General features: G+C 74.0%; 15 protein-coding genes and 1 tRNA gene. 11 read left to right on the top strand and 5 right to left on the bottom strand.

The window, feature by feature from the left end:
* Window positions 1-56 precede the first annotated feature (56 nt).
* From ACI791_RS09460 to ACI791_RS09440, 5 genes are all read left to right on the top strand, one after another.
* Complete coding sequence (locus ACI791_RS09460) at window positions 57-782, top strand: DUF3105 domain-containing protein (RefSeq protein ID WP_456585815.1); 726 nt, start codon at window positions 57-59, stop codon at window positions 780-782.
* A gap of 54 nt (window positions 783-836) precedes the next feature.
* Window positions 837-1,511 (top strand): DUF305 domain-containing protein, encoded by a 675-nt coding sequence (locus ACI791_RS09455; protein WP_456585814.1) that lies wholly within the window; start codon window positions 837-839, stop codon window positions 1,509-1,511.
* Window positions 1,512-1,581: 70 nt separating this feature from the next.
* Window positions 1,582-1,656 (top strand) — tRNA-Arg (locus tag ACI791_RS09450).
* A gap of 259 nt (window positions 1,657-1,915) precedes the next feature.
* Entirely contained in the window at window positions 1,916-3,541 is a 1,626-nt protein-coding gene (locus ACI791_RS09445) for a sodium-dependent transporter (protein ID WP_456585813.1), read from the top strand.
* Window positions 3,538-3,672, top strand: a complete 135-nt coding sequence (locus tag ACI791_RS09440; RefSeq protein ID WP_456585812.1) for a methionine/alanine import family NSS transporter small subunit — start codon at window positions 3,538-3,540, stop codon at window positions 3,670-3,672. Before ACI791_RS09445 ends, ACI791_RS09440 begins: the two co-directional genes overlap by 4 nt.
* A 483-nt stretch (window positions 3,673-4,155) precedes the next feature.
* Here the strand turns inward: ACI791_RS09440 and ACI791_RS09435 are convergent, their stop codons facing one another.
* The gene (locus tag ACI791_RS09435; protein ID WP_456585811.1) at window positions 4,156-4,926 is read right to left on the bottom strand and encodes an SDR family NAD(P)-dependent oxidoreductase; all 771 of its coding nucleotides are present in this window, start codon (window positions 4,924-4,926) and stop codon (window positions 4,156-4,158) included.
* A 123-nt stretch (window positions 4,927-5,049) separates the two neighbouring features.
* On the opposite strand from ACI791_RS09435, the gene ACI791_RS09430 reads away from it, so the two are divergent.
* Genes ACI791_RS09430 through ACI791_RS09415 form a run of 4 tightly spaced genes read left to right on the top strand, consistent with a single transcriptional unit; the run spans window position 5,050 to window position 8,590 of the window.
* Window positions 5,050-6,552, top strand: a complete 1,503-nt coding sequence (locus tag ACI791_RS09430) for a long-chain-fatty-acid--CoA ligase (RefSeq protein ID WP_456585810.1) — start codon at window positions 5,050-5,052, stop codon at window positions 6,550-6,552.
* A complete protein-coding gene (locus ACI791_RS09425) occupies window positions 6,549-7,004 on the top strand; it encodes a hypothetical protein (RefSeq protein WP_456585809.1) in 456 nt (151 codons plus the stop codon). The genes ACI791_RS09430 and ACI791_RS09425 overlap by 4 nt, the downstream gene beginning before the upstream one ends.
* Window positions 6,925-8,046, top strand: a complete 1,122-nt coding sequence (locus tag ACI791_RS09420; RefSeq protein ID WP_456585808.1) for an alpha/beta fold hydrolase — start codon at window positions 6,925-6,927, stop codon at window positions 8,044-8,046. Before ACI791_RS09425 ends, ACI791_RS09420 begins: the two co-directional genes overlap by 80 nt.
* A 1-nt stretch (window position 8,047) precedes the next feature.
* Entirely contained in the window at window positions 8,048-8,590 is a 543-nt protein-coding gene (locus ACI791_RS09415; RefSeq protein ID WP_456585807.1) for an N-acetyltransferase family protein, read from the top strand.
* Window positions 8,591-8,626: 36 nt separating this feature from the next.
* On the opposite strand, the gene ACI791_RS09410 is transcribed toward ACI791_RS09415, so the two are convergent.
* The 4 genes from ACI791_RS09410 to ACI791_RS09395 all read right to left on the bottom strand — a co-directional run bounded on the left by ACI791_RS09410 (window position 8,627) and on the right by ACI791_RS09395 (window position 13,076).
* Window positions 8,627-10,264, bottom strand: a complete 1,638-nt coding sequence (locus ACI791_RS09410; protein WP_456585806.1) for an ABC-F family ATP-binding cassette domain-containing protein — start codon at window positions 10,262-10,264, stop codon at window positions 8,627-8,629.
* A 70-nt stretch (window positions 10,265-10,334) separates the two neighbouring features.
* Window positions 10,335-11,414, bottom strand: coding sequence for an adenylate/guanylate cyclase domain-containing protein (locus ACI791_RS09405; RefSeq protein ID WP_456585805.1), 1,080 nt, complete (start codon window positions 11,412-11,414; stop codon window positions 10,335-10,337).
* A gap of 14 nt (window positions 11,415-11,428) precedes the next feature.
* Window positions 11,429-11,899 (bottom strand): universal stress protein, encoded by a 471-nt coding sequence (locus tag ACI791_RS09400; protein WP_456585804.1) that lies wholly within the window; start codon window positions 11,897-11,899, stop codon window positions 11,429-11,431.
* 10 nt (window positions 11,900-11,909) lie between these two features.
* Window positions 11,910-13,076, bottom strand: a complete 1,167-nt coding sequence (locus tag ACI791_RS09395; protein WP_456585803.1) for an MFS transporter — start codon at window positions 13,074-13,076, stop codon at window positions 11,910-11,912.
* Window positions 13,077-13,316: 240 nt separating this feature from the next.
* Between ACI791_RS09395 and ACI791_RS09390 the strand changes: the two genes are divergently transcribed.
* Both ACI791_RS09390 and ACI791_RS09385 read left to right on the top strand, forming a co-directional pair.
* The gene (locus ACI791_RS09390) at window positions 13,317-14,213 is read left to right on the top strand and encodes an ATP-binding cassette domain-containing protein (protein ID WP_456585802.1); all 897 of its coding nucleotides are present in this window, start codon (window positions 13,317-13,319) and stop codon (window positions 14,211-14,213) included.
* On the top strand, window positions 14,210-14,965 hold the full coding sequence (locus ACI791_RS09385; protein WP_456585801.1) for an ABC transporter permease: 756 nt from the start codon (window positions 14,210-14,212) through the stop codon (window positions 14,963-14,965). Before ACI791_RS09390 ends, ACI791_RS09385 begins: the two co-directional genes overlap by 4 nt.
* Window positions 14,966-15,040 lie beyond the last annotated feature (75 nt).

The raw sequence follows: 15,040 nt of genomic DNA, 5'->3' as shown, positions 1-15,040 counted from the left end.
GGCCGTCCCGGCCCCGGCCGCAGCGGCGCGCACGCGCCCCGTAACGAGGAGAGGCCTTGGCCAAGGACCGCACGCCCGACAAGAGCCGAACCACCGGCGGTGGGGCCTCGCGGGCCGGCGGCCGCGGCACGGGCGGTCGCACCCGGCCGCCGACGCAGGTCGTGGCCCAGCAGCGACCCTGGGGCCTGATCGCCGCCGCCGTCGCCGTCGTGGTGTTCGCCGCGGCCGTGATCACCTACGCCGTGGTGCAGGTGCGCGAGGCCGACGCCCTGAGGGTCGAGTCCATCGACGAGATCGCCGACGCGCAGACCTACGAGTACGAGGGCGGCCTGCACGAGGACGGCCCGATCGAGTACGAGCAGTCACCGCCGGTGGGTGGCCCGCACGCCAACCTCTGGGCCGACTGCACGGGCACCGTCTACGACGTCGACATCCGCCACGAGAACGCGGTCCACAGCCTGGAGCACGGCGCCGTGTGGATCACCTACAACCCCGACGAGGTGACCGACGCCGACATCGCCACGCTCGCCGAGCTCGTCGACGGCGTGTCCTACCGGATGATGTCCCCCTACGAGGGCCTGGACGCCCCGATCAGCCTGCAGTCCTGGGGGCACCAGCTCAAGGTCGACAGCGCCGACGACGAGCGCGTCAAGCAGTTCGCCGACCTGATGACCGCCAAGGCCGGAGAGTTCCCCGAGCCGGGGGCCACCTGCGAGAGCCCGACCTTCCTGGCCGACCCGCTCGTCGCCGAGGCCGCGTCGGCCGGGACGTCCGCGCCCTGACGTCGCGGCGCCGTCCCCGTCCGCTCCCACGCCCGCCCCGCGGAGGCAGCTCGCATGACCAGCACGACAGGTACCCGGCGTGGCAGCGCAGTGCGCACCGCCCTGCTCGCCGTCATCGCCGTCGGGCTGGTGGTGCTGGGCGGCGGGCTGGCCGTCGCCCTGGGCATCGGCCGGGACGGGACGCCGACGCCCACGGCCGACTCGGTCGACGCGGGGTTCTCGCGGGACATGTCGCGGCACCACCTCCAGGGCGTGGAGATGGCCAACCTCGTCGCCGAGCGCAGCGACGACCCGGAGGTCGAGCAGCTGGCCTTCGACATCTCCGCCACCCAGACCAACCAGGCCGGGCGCATGCAGGGCTGGCTGGCGCTGTGGGGGCTGCCCCTGTCCGGCGAGACCATGACCTGGATGGGCGAGGACGGGCACGCCGCCCACGACATGGGTGGCGTGGGTACCGGCGTCGGCGCGCCCATGCCCGGCATGGCCACCGAGGCGGAGCTGGCCGAGCTGCGGAGCCTGTCGGGCACCGAGTTCGACGTCGAGTTCCTCCGGCTGATGATCCGGCACCACCAGGGTGGCTTCGACATGGCCCGCTACGCGGCCGAGAACGCCGAGGTGGCGGCCGTGCGCGACCTCGCCCGGTCGATCGAGCAGTCGCAGGGCGCGGAGACGACGACGATGACCCGGATGCTCACCGCCCGGGGCGGAACGCCGCTGCCCGAGCCGTGACGCGCGGCCCGGGAGCCGCTTCCCGGGCCGGCGCGGGGGGCTGGTAACTTCTCCCCTGCCCCACCACCGAGCCCCCGTAGCTCAGGGGATAGAGCACCGCCCTCCGGAGGCGGGTGCGCAGGTTCGAATCCTGCCGGGGGCACCACCGGGCGCTGACCGTGGAGCCTTCCAGGGGCCGACCGCGGTCGGCGGCGCAGTGTGCCCAGGCCCCACCGGCCCCGATCCCGGGGGATCGCCGGACCTCGTGCGTGTTGTGCCCGTGCCACCGCGCGTCGTCCCGGCCCGCAGCGCAACCCTTTTCGGGTCCAGGGGTTTGACGTCACCGGAGTTCTGGCACCTTCCCCCCGCCGGCCCATCGCGCCCCGGTGCCTGCAGGCTGGGCGGAGCACGACGCAGGAGGTCAGATGAGCACGCCAGCTGATCACTCCACCACGCTGTCCCACGAGGAGGGCCGGCGCGGCGCGTTCAGCTCGCGACGCGTCTTCATCCTCGCGGCGATCGGCTCCGCGGTCGGGCTGGGCAACATCTGGCGGTTCCCCTACGTCGCGTACGAGAACGGCGGCGGCGCCTTCGTGGTGCCCTACCTGGTGGCGCTGCTGACCGCCGGCATCCCCTTCCTGCTGCTCGATTACGCGATCGGGCACCGCCACCGCGGCTCCGCCCCGCTCTCGTTCGCCCGGTTGCGCCGCGGCACCGAGGGGCTCGGCTGGTGGCAGGTGGGCATCTGCTTCGTCATCGCCGTCTACTACGCCGCGGTCGTCGCATGGGCGCTGCGCTACGCCTTCTTCTCGCTCGACAAGGCCTGGGGCGCCGATCCCGAGGGCTTCTTCTTCGGCGACTTCCTCCAGGCCGGGGACGTCCAGGTCACCGCGGACGTGGTGCCGGGGGTGCTCGTGCCCCTCGCGCTGGTCTGGCTGGCCGTCCTGGTCATCATGGCCCTCGGCGTCCAGCGGGGCATCGGGGTGACCTCGCTGGTCTTCATCCCGGTGCTGGTGCTGGCCTTCGCCGCTCTGGTCGTGCAGGCGCTGTTGCTGCCGGGCGCGGGAGCCGGCCTCGACGCGCTGTTCACACCGGACTGGTCGGCGCTCACCTCCGCCTCGGTCTGGGCCGCCGCGTTCGGGCAGATCTTCTTCTCGCTGTCGGTCGGATTCGGCATCATGATCACCTACGCCTCGTACGTCAGCCGCCGCGAGGACATGGTCGGCTCCGGCCTCGTCGTGGGCTTCTCGAACTCCGGCTTCGAACTGCTCGCCGGCATCGGTGTGTTCGCCGCCCTGGGCTTCATGGCCCAGGCCGGCGGCGTCCCGGTCGGCGAGGTCGCCAGCGACGGCATCGGCCTCGCCTTCATCGCCTTCCCGGCGATCATCAACGAGGCCCCGGCCGGCGCCCTCATCGGCGTCCTGTTCTTCGGGTCGCTGGTCGTTGCCGGCATCACCTCGCTGATCAGCGTCATCGAGGTGGTGATCTCCGCGGTCCGCGACAAGCTCGACACCGGCCGCCTCACCGCGACCCTCTCGGTCGGTGTGCCCGCCGCGGTGCTGAGCCTGGTGCTCTTCAGCACGACGAGCGGCATCTACGTGCTCGACGTCGTCGACCACTTCGTCAACCAGTACGGCATCCTCGTCGTGGCGCTGGTGAGCATGCTGGTCGTCGCCTGGGGCGTCCGGGCCCTGACCGGCCTCGGCGAGCACCTCAATGTGCACGGCCGTCCCCGGGTCGGCACCGGCTGGCGCCTGCTGACCAGCGTCGTCGCCCCGGCAGGCCTGGCCGTCGTGCTCGTCCTCGCGCTGCGGGAGGACCTGGCCGCGCCCTACGAGGACTACCCCACGTGGCTCCTGCTGGTCCTCGGCTGGCTGCTGGTGGTGGCGCTGCCGCTCGTCGGCTTCCTCCTCGCCCGGCTGCCGTGGCGCGCCGGAACCCACCTGGAGGGGCCGCCACCCGGCTCCGATCCGGCGGCGCCGCTGCACGCGCCCCCCACGACCACCGGGAACCGCCCGGGAACCGGGCACGACGAGGGAGGTCGACCATGAGCGCCGACGCGATCGTCATGATGGTGGTGGCGATGGCCGTGATCTGGGGCGGCCTCGCCCTGGCCGTCGCCAGCCTGCTGCACCACGGCGCCGTCGAGGACCGCACCGAGGGCGTGCACAGGGACCTCTGACCCGGTGCACGGCGGCCTGCGCCGTGATGATCGGCTCGCCCGACTACTTCCTTCCACGGCCTCGCCGAGGCCATGTCGGCCTGCTCGACGTCCCGGGAACTGGACCGCGTGCACGTGGTGGGCCCCTCGACGGGCGGGTTGGCGCAGCTGGTCGCCATCGCGCACCCGGAGCGGCTGCGCAGCCTCACCTGGGTCAAGTCGACGACCGGCGCCCGGGCGCCGGTGCGCCGAACGAGGCGGCGATGGGCGTGCTCCTCGCCGCGCCGGCGACCGACCGCGGGGCGCCGTCCAGCGTGTCGTCGACACCCACCCCCCGACGGCGCTGCCGGAAGCGCGCCGGCCCGCACAGCGGGTCACCACTGCGAACCGGGCCACCGTCGAGGTCATCGACGACCGCAGCGCGGCGGCGGGGCGGCGGCGCTCCCGGAGCCCGACCGGCTGCGGCTGCACCGCCCGCCGACCGCGCCGCCGCCGGAGGCCCGCTCAGCTGGTGAGCATGCCGCCCTCGACCGGGATGGTGGTGCCGGTGACGTAGCCGCCGGCGTCGCTGACGAGGAAGACGAGCGCGGCGGCGAGCTCCTCGGGCTCGCCCTTGCGCCCGACGAGCACCCGGGTGAGCTGCGACTCCAGGTAGCCCTCGGGGTACTGGTCGGTCATCTCCGAGGTGAAGAAGCCCGGCGCCAGGGCGTTGACCCGGATGCCCTTGCGGCCGGTCCACTGCTGGGCCAGGTCCCGGGTCAGCCCGATGAGCCCGGCCTTGCTGGCGGCGTAGGCCGCCTGCGGCAGACCAGCGGTGGTCAGGCCGAGGACGCTGGAGATGTTGACGATCGAGCTGCCCGGCTGCATGACGCGGCCGCACGCCTGGGCCATCCAGTAGCAGCCGTTGAGGTTGACGTCGATGACCTGCCGGAACTGGTCCGGGGTCTCCCGCGTCGCGGGCGCGGCCGTGCCCACCCCGGCGTTGTTCACCAGCACGTCGACCTTGCCGAACTCCGCCATGGCGGCGTCGACGAGCGCCTGGCAGTCCTCCGGCCGGGAGACGTCGGTGGCCACGCTGATCGCGCGCCGGCCGGTCGCCTCCACCGCGCGCTGGGTGTCGGCCAGCCGATCGGCCCTGCGGGCACCGAGGACGACGTCGCAGCCGGCCTCGGCCAGGGTCCGGGCGAAGACCGCACCCAGCCCCGAGGAGGCGCCGGTCACGATGGCGACGCGGTCGTCGAGGCGGAACAGGTCGAGGATCGTGCGGTCGGGCATGAGTGGTGTCTCCCTCGGGGGGCGGCGGGCGGTCGCCGTCACCGTATCCGTCCTGTGCGGTACATCACCGGGTGAGCCGGGTAGGGGCCGCCGGTCCAGCCATCGGCCACAGGGAGGACGACCGTGACCAACCTCGCGCAGAACCTGCTCGACTCCGCCGCCGAGGGAGCCGACCGGCCGGCCCTCCGGATGGACGAGGCCGAGCTGACCTACGGCCAGTTCCGCGACGCCGCCCTCCGCGTCGCCGCCTCGCTGCAGGCGCGCGGCATGCAGCCCGGTGACCGCGTCGGGCTGGTGTTGCCGAACGTGCTGGCCTTCCCGGTCGTCTTCTACGGCGCGCTGCTCGCCGGCGCCGCGGTGGTGCCGATGAACCCGCTGCTCAAGGCCCGCGAGGTGCAGTACTTCCTCGAGGACTCCGGTGCGCGGGTCGTCGTCACGCTGGAGACCGCCGCCGGCCCCGTGCGCGAGGCGGCGGGCGCCGTCGGTGCCGAGGCCGTCGTGGTGGGGCCGGCCTCCCCTACCGAGCTGATGGCCGACGAGCCGCTGGGCGCGCCGGTGGAGCGGTCCGACGAGGACCTGGCCGTCATCCTCTACACCTCGGGGACGACCGGGCAGCCGAAGGGCGCGGAGCTCACCCACGCCAACCTGGGCCGCAATGCCCTGACCACCGCCGACACGCTGGCCGAGAACACGCCCGACGACGTGATCATGGGATGCCTGCCCCTCTTCCACGTCTTCGGCCTGACCTGCGGCCTGAACACCTCCGTCCTGCGGGGGTCGCTGCTCACGCTCATCCCCCGGTTCGACGGCGCGAAGGCGCTGCAGGTGATCGAGCGCGACCGGGTGACCATCTTCGAGGGCGTCCCGACGATGTTCGCCGCGATGCTGCACTCCCCCGGCGCCGACGAGCACGCCGTGTCCAGCCTGCGGCTGTGCGTCTCCGGCGGCTCGGCCATGCCGGTGGAGATCATGCGCTCGTTCGAGGCGCGGTTCGGCTGCACGATCCTGGAGGGCTACGGCCTCAGCGAGACCTCCCCGGTCGCCTCCTTCAACCACCCGCACGCCGAGCGGAAGCCCGGTTCGATCGGAACCCCGATCCGCGGCGTGGAGATGCGCCTGGTCGACGACGACGGCAACGAGGTGGGTGCCGGCGAGGTCGGCGAGATCGCCATCCGCGGCGAGAACGTGATGCGCGGCTACTGGGCGCGGCCGGAGGAGACGGCGAAGTCGATCCCCGACGGCTGGTTCCGCACCGGTGACCTCGCCCGCACCGACGAGGACGGCTACTTCTTCATCGTCGACCGGAAGAAGGAGATGATCATCCGCGGCGGTTACAACGTCTACCCGCGGGAGATCGAGGAGGCGCTCTACGAACACCCGTCGGTGGCCGAGGTGGCCGTGGTCGGCGTCGCGCACCCCGAGCTGGGCGAGGAGGTGGCCGCTGCGGTCGCGCTCAAACCCGGCGCCACCGCCGAGGCCGACGAGCTGCGCGAGTTCGTCAAGGCCCGGGTGGCCGCCTACAAGTACCCGCGGCACCTCTGGCTGGTCGACACGCTCCCCAAGGGGCCGACCGGGAAGATCCTGCGCCGCGCCGTGGAGGTTCCGCAGGAGGTGGGGACCCGATGACCCCCCCGCCGGTGCCCCGCACGCCCCCGCCGTCGCCGCCGCTGTGGCGGCAGGCGTTCGACGCCGCCGAACGGGCCGTGGCGCCCCGTGCGGAGAGCCTGGTCCGCACGGAGCACTTCGCCCTCGGCGCCGCGCTGGTCCGGCGGGCGCAGACCCTCGCCGGCCGGTCGGTGCAGGGGCTCAGCGCCCGCGCCTGGCACCTGCTCAACCTGCCCGCGGGCAGCGACATCAGCCGGCTGCGCGCGCAGATCGGCTCCCTGGACCGGGAGGTGCGCCGGTTGACCCTGCAGCTGGAGTCCGAACGGCGACGGAGCGCAGGCTCCGGGCGCACCCGGCCCGCCACGACGACAACCCCGACCACGGAGGACGACGATGCCGACGGTTCCCAGCCCGCAGACGGTGCTCGACCGCGTCCGGCGGGACGTCGAGCGCAACGCCCTCCGGGCGCGTAACGGCATCAAGATGGTCGCCGGGGTGGACCGCCCCGGAGTGGGCCTCAGCCCCAAGGACGTCGTCTGGCAGCGCGGCCGCACGCAGCTGTGGCACTACCGCAACGACGACGTGCGGTACGGGCCACCGCTGCTGATCGTCTTCAGCCTGGTCAGCCGCAGCTACATCCTCGACCTGACCCCCGGCAACAGCTTCGTGGAGCAGTTGGTCGACGCCGGCTTCGACGTCTACATGCTCGACTGGGGAGAGCCCGACGAGCGCGATGCCGGCAACCGCCTCGAGGACTACGTCGACGACTACATCCCGGCGGGGATCGACCGCGTCCTCGAGATCTCCGGCGCCGACGAGGTCAACCTGTTCGGCTACTGCTTCGGCGGGGACCTCGCCCTGCTCTACGCCGCGCACCACCCCGACGCCCCGCTGCGCAGCCTCACCGTGCTGGCCACGCCGGTCGACTTCCGGCACATGGGGCCACTCGCCGACATCTTCCGCGTCGGTGGCATGGACGTCGACTCGGTCGTGGGCCCCGACGGCAACGTCCCGCCGTCGGTGGTCGTGCAGGGCTTCCGGACCCTGACCCCCACCTCCGAGGTGACCCGCTACGTCACGCTCTGGGAGCGGCTCTGGAACGACGACTACGTCGCGTCCTACCAGGCCATGACGGGGTGGTCGGACGACCACGTGCCCTTCCCCGGCGCAGCCGCGCGGGAGACGGCGGAGATGCTGGTGCGGGCCAACGGCATGGTCAACGACCGGCTCACCGTGGGCGGGGACCCGGTGCACCTCTCCGACATCCAGGTGCCGTTCCTCACCGTGCGGGCCAACCGCGACCACATCGTGCCGCCGGACGCGACTGCGCCGCTGATCGACCTGGTCGGTTCCCCCGACAAGCACGAGCTCTGCCTGGACGCCGGCCACATGGGGCTGGTCGTCGGGCGCACCGCGGCCAAGACGACGGTGCCCACGATCATCGACTTCGTCCGCCGGCGCAGCGATCCGCTGGACGCCGACCGCCGGACCGACACCTCGACACGGGAGGCCTGACATGACGGTGGTCGAACTCGGACCGGAGCGCTGCGACGCCTTGCTGCGCTTCTTCGGCGACCTCCCCGAAGGGGACCTCACCTTCATCAAGGAGGAGGTCACCGACCCCGACACCGTCCGCTCGTGGGCGACCGGCGCCTCCCCCGGCGGCCGCTGGGTCGCCGTCGACGGCGACACGGTGACCGGGTACGTGGCGGTCCGCCCGCTCCCGGGGTGGTCGGACCACGTCGGTGAGCTGCGGCTGGTCGTCGCACCGTCGAGCCGGGGCACCGGGCTGGGCCGGGAGCTGGCCCGTCGCGCCCTCGTCGAGGGGGTCCGGTCGGGGCTGCACAAGATCGTCGTCGAGGTGGTCGCCGAGCAGGGGCCGGCGCTGGCGCTCTTCAGCGACCTCGGCTTCAGCGGCGAGGCCCTGCTGCGCGACCACATCCGCGACCGCGGCGGCGAGCTGCGCGACCTGATGGTGCTGGCGCACCACGTGACCGACACGTGGTCGGGCATGGACACCGTCGGCATCGCCGACGAGCTGGGCGCTCCGGCCGGCTGAGCACCCCGGCGCCCACCCACCCCGCGCCCGGTCGGCTCACCACTCGGTGACCCGCCCGCCGTCGACCTCGAGCCGCCGGTCGGTGGCCACGGCCTCGAGCATGCGGCGGTCGTGGGTGACCAGCAGGAGGGTGCCGGTGTAGCCGGCCAGGGCCTGCTCGAGCTGCTCGATGGCCGGCAGGTCCAGGTGGTTGGTCGGCTCGTCCAGCACCAGCACGTTGACGCCCCGGGCCTGCAGCAGCCCCAACGCCGCGCGGGTGCGCTCCCCCGGCGACAAGGTGAGGGCCGGGCGCAGCACGTGGTCGGCGGTGAGCCCGAACTTGGCCAGCAGCGTCCGCACCTCCGCCGTCGGCCAGTCGGGCACCTCGGCGCCGAACGCGTCGAGCAGCTGCTCGGGGCCGAGGAACCGCCCGCGGGCCTGGTCGATCTCGCCGATCCGGACCGCCGGGCCGAGGGATCCCGCGCCCTCGTCCAGCGGCACCCGGCCGAGCAGCGCCGCGAGCAGCGTCGACTTCCCGGATCCGTTGGCGCCGGTGATAGCGACCCGGTCGCCCCAGTCGACCTGCAGGTCCACCGGGCCGAGGGTGAAGCAACCCCGGCGGACGACGGCGCCGCGCAGCGTGGCCACGACCGCACCGGCCCGCGGCGCGGCGGCGATCTCCATGCGGAGCTCCCACTCCTTGCGCGGCTCCTCCACGACGTCGAGCCGATCGATCAACCGGTCGGTCTGCCTGGCCTTGGCCGCCTGCTTCTCCGATGACGCCCGATTGGCGGCCTTGATGTGCCTGTCGCCGTCCTTGGACTTCTTGATCGCGTCGCGGACGCCCTTCGCCATCCAGTTCCGCTGCATCCGCGCCCGAGCCTCGAGCCCCGCCTTGGTGTCGGCGAACTCCTCGTACTCCTCCCGCGCGTGCCGCCGGGCCACCTCGCGCTCGACCAGGTACGCCTCGTAGCCGCCGTCGTGCACCCGCACCAGCTGCTGGGCGAGGTCGAGCTCGACGATCCGGCTGGTCGTCCGGGCCAGGAACTCGCGGTCGTGGCTGACGACGACGACACCGGCCCGCGCGCCGGTCACGAACCGCTCCAGCTGGTCGAGCCCGGCCAGGTCCAGGTCGTTGGTCGGCTCGTCGAGCAGGAGGACGTCGTAGCGCGACAGCAGCAGCGAGGCCAGACCCACCCGGGCGGCCTGCCCGCCGGAGAGCCCGGTCATCGGTGCGTCGAGCGCGACGCCGGGCGCGACCTCGGCCACCACCTCCTCGGCCCGCTCGTCGAGGTCGGCTCCGCCGAGCGCGAGCCAGCGCTCGAGCGCATCGCCGTACGCGTCGTCCGCGCCCGCCGCACCGGCGGTGAGGGCATCGGTCGCGGCGTCCAGGGCCGCCTGGGCGGCGGTGACACCGGTGCGCCGGGCGAGGGCAGCGAGGACGGTCTCCCCCTGGCGCCGCTCGTGCTCCTGGGGGAGGTAGCCCAGGGTGGCCGTCGGCGGGCTGAGCGCGATGCTGCCGGCCTCGACGGGGATCTCGCCGGCCAGCGTGCGCAGCAACGTCGACTTGCCCGCGCCGTTCACCCCCACCAGGCCGACGACGTCACCCGGGGCGACGACGAGATCGAGGTCGGAGAACAGCACGCGGGCGCCGTGACCGGCCGCCAGTCCGCGGGCGACGAGGGTGGCGCTCACCCCTACAGCCTGCCAAGCCGGCCCGGCCGACCGACAGCGGATTCGCCTCCGGCGCGCCGCGGCGGGTGGCTCACTCCTCCGCGTCGTCCTGCTCGACGTCGAAGGCGTCCTCGTCGTAGCCGCTGTCGGCGTCCTCCCCCGGCCCTGCGTCGGCTGTCCTGCTCCGGCGGATCAGCCACGGCTGCAGGTGGTCGTAGCCACGCACCGAGACCCGGCGCAGCGGTCGCGCGCGGTAGCCGGGCAGCCCGCGGACCCGGTCGGCCAGCTCGCGGTCGACCAGCAGCGCCCCGGGACGGGCCAGCGAGGTCAGCCGGCTGGCCAGGTTCACCACCGGCGAGTAGACGTCTCCCAGCCGGGTGAGCACCGCGCCGTAGGCCGCGCCGACCCGCAGCGGTGGCCGGTCGGGGGCGTCCCAGGCGTGCGGCAGCTCCAGCCCGATCTCGGCGGCGTCGGTGGCCGACCCGGCGGTGAACAGCACGCCGTCCCCGACCGTCTTCACGACCCGGCCGTGGTGCCGGGCGATGACCTCGGCGGCGGTGCCCTCGAAATTCTCGACCATCGCGCCCAGCTCGCGGCCGGCCATGCCGCGGCTGCGCGAGGTGTAGCCCACCAGGTCGGCGAACCCCACCGCGAGCTCCCGCCGGTCGCCGGGGCCGGTGGCGGCCAGCAGCCGGTCGACGTTCGCGACGAGGTGCCGGCGCCACACGTAGTCCTGCACCTCGCGCAGCCGGGGCAGCAGCGCCCGCGCCGCCTCCATCGCCCGCTCCGTGGTGTCCGCGGGGCCCTCCCCCTCCGGCGCTCCGCGGAGCAGCGCGTCGGCGAGCATGTCGGTCTGCCAGTCGGCCAGCCGGGACAGCGACTGCCCCATCGCCCGGGCGATCGAGGCTTCGCTGTCGGGGGCCACGAAACCGGAGTCGATGAGCTCGGAGAGCACCCCCAGGGCCGCCACGTCGGCATCGGTGAAGGCCGGGTCGTCGTCGGCGGCGTCGGGGAAGCCGAGGGCCCGCCAGAGCCGCTGGGTGCGCTCGGGCGGCATGCCGGCCAGGCGGCCGACGTCCAGCCGGGTGTACCGGCGGGGGCCGTCGAGCAGCAGCCGCTCCAGCGCCTCGCGGGCACCGGGGGCCGGGCCGTCGCCGCCGGGGTCGTCCATGCCCGTCGCGGACCTCAGTCGGTGGTGTGCACGACGAGCACGTCGCACTCCGCGCGGCGCGTGGCGTCGGCCGGCACCGAGCCGAGCAGGCGGCCCCTGATGCTGCTCAGCCCACGGTTGCCGACGACCAGCAGATCGGCGTTCTCCCGGCGGACGACGTCGAGCAGTGTCTCGACCGGTGACCCCATGACCGCAACGGTGCGCACCTTCGCGGCGCCGGCAGCACCGGCGCGCTCGGTGGCGGTGCGCACGGTCTCCTCGGCCGGGTGCGACCCGACCACCTGGTACGCCTCGTCGCCCAGCACGTCCTGCGCACGAGCCAGCTCGCGGTCGTCGCCCTCGGTGGGGAGGTAGGCGCACGCGACGACCAGCGTCGCCCCGCAGGCGCCGACCAGGGCACCGGCGCGGGCGACCGCGCGGAGAGACGATGCCGACCCGTCGGTTCCGACGACGACCGTGGAGTAGGCGCTCGCGGGCTCGCTCACGGCGCGCACTCTATGGGACCGCGGCCGGCCGTGTGCCCGCGGTCACGCGAACGGGCGCCGTGCGGCCGGCCAGGAGCGCCACCCCGGCGAGCAGCACCGGGAGCAGCCCGAGCGCCGCCGAGAGGCCGACGAGCTCGGCCAGGCCACCGATGACCGGCGGGCCGAGGAGGAAACCGAGGTAGCCGGGCGTGCTCACCGCGGCGAGCGCCGGGCCGGCCTCAGCTTCGCCCTCGGCCGCCGCCGAGAAGACCAGCGGAACGGTGCAGGCCAGGCCGATGCCCAGGGCGGCGAAGCCGGCCAGCACGACGGCGACCGTCGGGCCGGCCACGACCAGCACTCCGCCGGCCGTGGCGACCAACGCGGAGATCCGCACCGTCCGCACCCGACCCCACGCGGCGACGATCCGGTCACCGGCGAGCCGGCCGGCCACCATCGTGACGCTGAACGCCGTGTACGCCAGGCCCGCAACCCCGGCGGAGGCGCCCAGCTCGTCCCGGAGGTGGACGGCGCTCCAGTCCCCCACCGCCCCCTCGGCGAGCAGGACGACGAGTGCGATGACGGCCAGCGGCAGCAACCGCCCCCGGGGCCAGGCGAACAGCGGCCCCGCCGGTCCCTCGATGCGCTCCTCCCGGAGCAGCGCCGGGAACAGGGGTGCGGTCAGCAGGAACAGCACCAGGCCCGTCCCGCCCAGGTGCGCCGTCAGCCCGAGGGCCACCGCCGCGGCCAGCGACCCGGTCAGCGAGCCCGCCAGCGCCCCGGCCGAGAAGGCCGCGTGGAACGACGACATCACCGGCCGGGCGAGCACTCGTTCGACCGTGACCGCCTGGGCGTTCATGGCGACGTCCAGGCTGCCGAACGCCAGCCCGAAGACGAGCAGCGCCGGGACGAGCCAGGGCAGCGACGGGGCCAGCCCCAGGAACACCGGGACGGCGAAGAAGAGGAGGGCGGAGGCGATCGTCGTCGTCCGGCTGCCGAACCGGGCGCTGAGCGCGCCGATCAGCGGCATGGCGACCAGGGCACCGATCGCCGGCACGAGGAGCGCACCGCCGAGCGCGGCGTCGGACAGACCGAGGTCGCTCTTCACGGTGGGGATCCGCACGGCCCAGTTGCCGAAGACCGCGCCGTTCGCCGCGAAGACGACGGTCACGGCCAGCCGCGCCCGTCCCGGTGCACCCACCGCGCCAGTCGACCACGCGGTGCCGACGGTCCGGCGGGCGGTTCCCGGACGGCGTCGCGGGAACGCCCCGGTGACCACCGCGCGAAGCCCGGCGCGGGGGCCCCCACGGGAGGCCGGGGTGCGCTTGGATGACCTGGCCACCAGCCCGGACGACGGGAGAACGCCATTTCCAGCGGCACGACCGCGAGGGTCGACCCGGTCGGGGTCGAGATCCGCGGACTCACCAAGTCCTTCGCCAGGGTGCGGGCCGTCTCCGACCTCAGCTTCACCGTCGAGCCGGGGACGGTCACGGGCTTCCTCGGCCCCAACGGCGCGGGCAAGACCACCACGCTGCGGATGGTCCTGGGGCTGATGCGGCCCGACGCCGGCACCGCCACGTTCAACGGCAGCCCGTACGCGTCGCTGTCCGCGCCGCTGCGCACGGTCGGGGCCGTGCTGGAGACCGCGTTCCACCCCGCCCGCACCGGGCGCAACCACCTCCGGGTCTACTGCCGCGCCGCCGGCATCCCTCTGCGGCGCGCCGACGAGGTGCTGGTCCAGGTGGGGCTCGCCGACGCCGGACGACGACGCGCGGGCGGCTACTCCCTGGGCATGCGGCAGCGGCTCGGGCTGGCGACGGCGCTGCTCGGCGACCCCTCCGTGCTGGTGCTCGACGAGCCGGCCAACGGGCTGGACCCGGAGGGCATCCAGTGGCTGCGCGGGTTCCTGCGCCACCTCGCCCACGACCAGGGCCGCACGGTGCTGGTCTCCAGCCACCTGCTCTCCGAGGTGGAGCAGACCGTCGACCGCGTCGTCATCGTGGGCGCCGGGCACCTGGTGCGCGAGGGCTCGATGGAGGAGCTGCGATCGGGGGCGGACGGCGCGGGGACGGTGCTCGTGCGCAGCCCGCAGGTCGACCGGCTGGCCGAGGCGCTCCGGGCCGAGGGCACGGGGATCACCCGGGACGGCGACGCGCTCACCGTCACCGGCCGGACGACCGCGGAGATCGGCAGCCGGGCCTTCGCCGCGGGCGTGGAGCTGCACGAGCTGCGGTCGCGCACCAGCGGTCTCGAGGAGATCTACTTCCAGCTCACCGCCGGCCGGGAGCAGTACCGCGCCCCGTCCGCCGACGTGCCGTCCGCGGAGGCCTCGCGATGACCGGACTGATCCGCGCGGAGTGGACCAAGTTGTTCACGACGAAGGTCTGGCTCGGCCTGCTGCTCGGCGCCTGCCTCCTGGTGGCCGGGTTCGCCGTCCTGCTCACCGCGTTCGCCGGGAACCCCGAGTCGGGCATCCCCGCCGTGGGCACCCCGGTGTACGAAGAACTGGCCATGGCGAACGCCGTGAACGTCAACGTGCTGTTCCTGATCCTGGGCATCATCGGGATGACCCAGGAGTACCGGCACCGCACCGCCACGCCGACCTTCCTGGCCACGCCCCGGCGCGGCCGTGTGGTGATCGCCAAGCTCGTGGCCTACGCGCTGGCCGCGACGCTGTTCGCCCTGGTCGTGCTCGCAGTGAACTATGCGGTGGTCGCCGTGCACGCCGGGGCGCGCGGGGACGCCCCGCCGCTGGGCGCCGACAACCTGGGGACGCTGGGCAGCTCGGGTCTGGCCCTGGTCATCTACGCGGTGATCGGCGTGGGCCTCGGTGCGTTGCTGCGCAACCAGGTCGGCGCCATCGTCGGTGGCCTCGTCTACCTGTTCGTGATCGAGCCGATCATCCGCTCGATCCCGGCCACCTCCGGCGCGTACAAGTGGATGCCGGGCGGCGCCCTGGAAGCGCTCACCGCCACCTTGCAGGGCCCGGACCTGCTCGACGCCTGGCAGGGCGGCCTCCTGCTGCTCGGTTACGGTCTGGTGGCCGCCCTGCTCGGCACGTTCCTGGCCGTCCGTCGCGACATCGTCTGAGGCGCCGGCGGGACCACAGGAGCCTCGCCCCCACCGGCACGTGCGGGGCGGACCCGAACGGAGAACGGAGAACGC

The sequence above is a fragment of the Blastococcus sp. SYSU DS0973 genome, assembly GCF_054051055.1.
Note: the sequence above shows the minus strand (reverse complement) of the source record. Positions and strands in the feature narration are given on the sequence as shown.

Bases quoted from the DNA above. Each gene is read 5' to 3' on its own strand.
- ACI791_RS09455 (WP_456585814.1), top strand. From the start codon at position 837: ATGACCAGCACGACAGGTACCCGGCGTGGCAGCGCAGTGCGCACCGCC.
- ACI791_RS09445 (WP_456585813.1), top strand. From the start codon at position 1,916: ATGAGCACGCCAGCTGATCACTCCACCACGCTGTCCCACGAGGAGGGC.
- ACI791_RS09440 (WP_456585812.1), top strand. From the start codon at position 3,538: ATGAGCGCCGACGCGATCGTCATGATGGTGGTGGCGATGGCCGTGATC.
- ACI791_RS09435 (WP_456585811.1), bottom strand. From the start codon at position 4,926: ATGCCCGACCGCACGATCCTCGACCTGTTCCGCCTCGACGACCGCGTC.
- ACI791_RS09425 (WP_456585809.1), top strand. From the start codon at position 6,549: ATGACCCCCCCGCCGGTGCCCCGCACGCCCCCGCCGTCGCCGCCGCTG.
- ACI791_RS09420 (WP_456585808.1), top strand. From the start codon at position 6,925: ATGCCGACGGTTCCCAGCCCGCAGACGGTGCTCGACCGCGTCCGGCGG.
- ACI791_RS09415 (WP_456585807.1), top strand. From the start codon at position 8,048: ATGACGGTGGTCGAACTCGGACCGGAGCGCTGCGACGCCTTGCTGCGC.
- ACI791_RS09405 (WP_456585805.1), bottom strand. From the start codon at position 11,414: ATGGACGACCCCGGCGGCGACGGCCCGGCCCCCGGTGCCCGCGAGGCG.
- ACI791_RS09385 (WP_456585801.1), top strand. From the start codon at position 14,210: ATGACCGGACTGATCCGCGCGGAGTGGACCAAGTTGTTCACGACGAAG.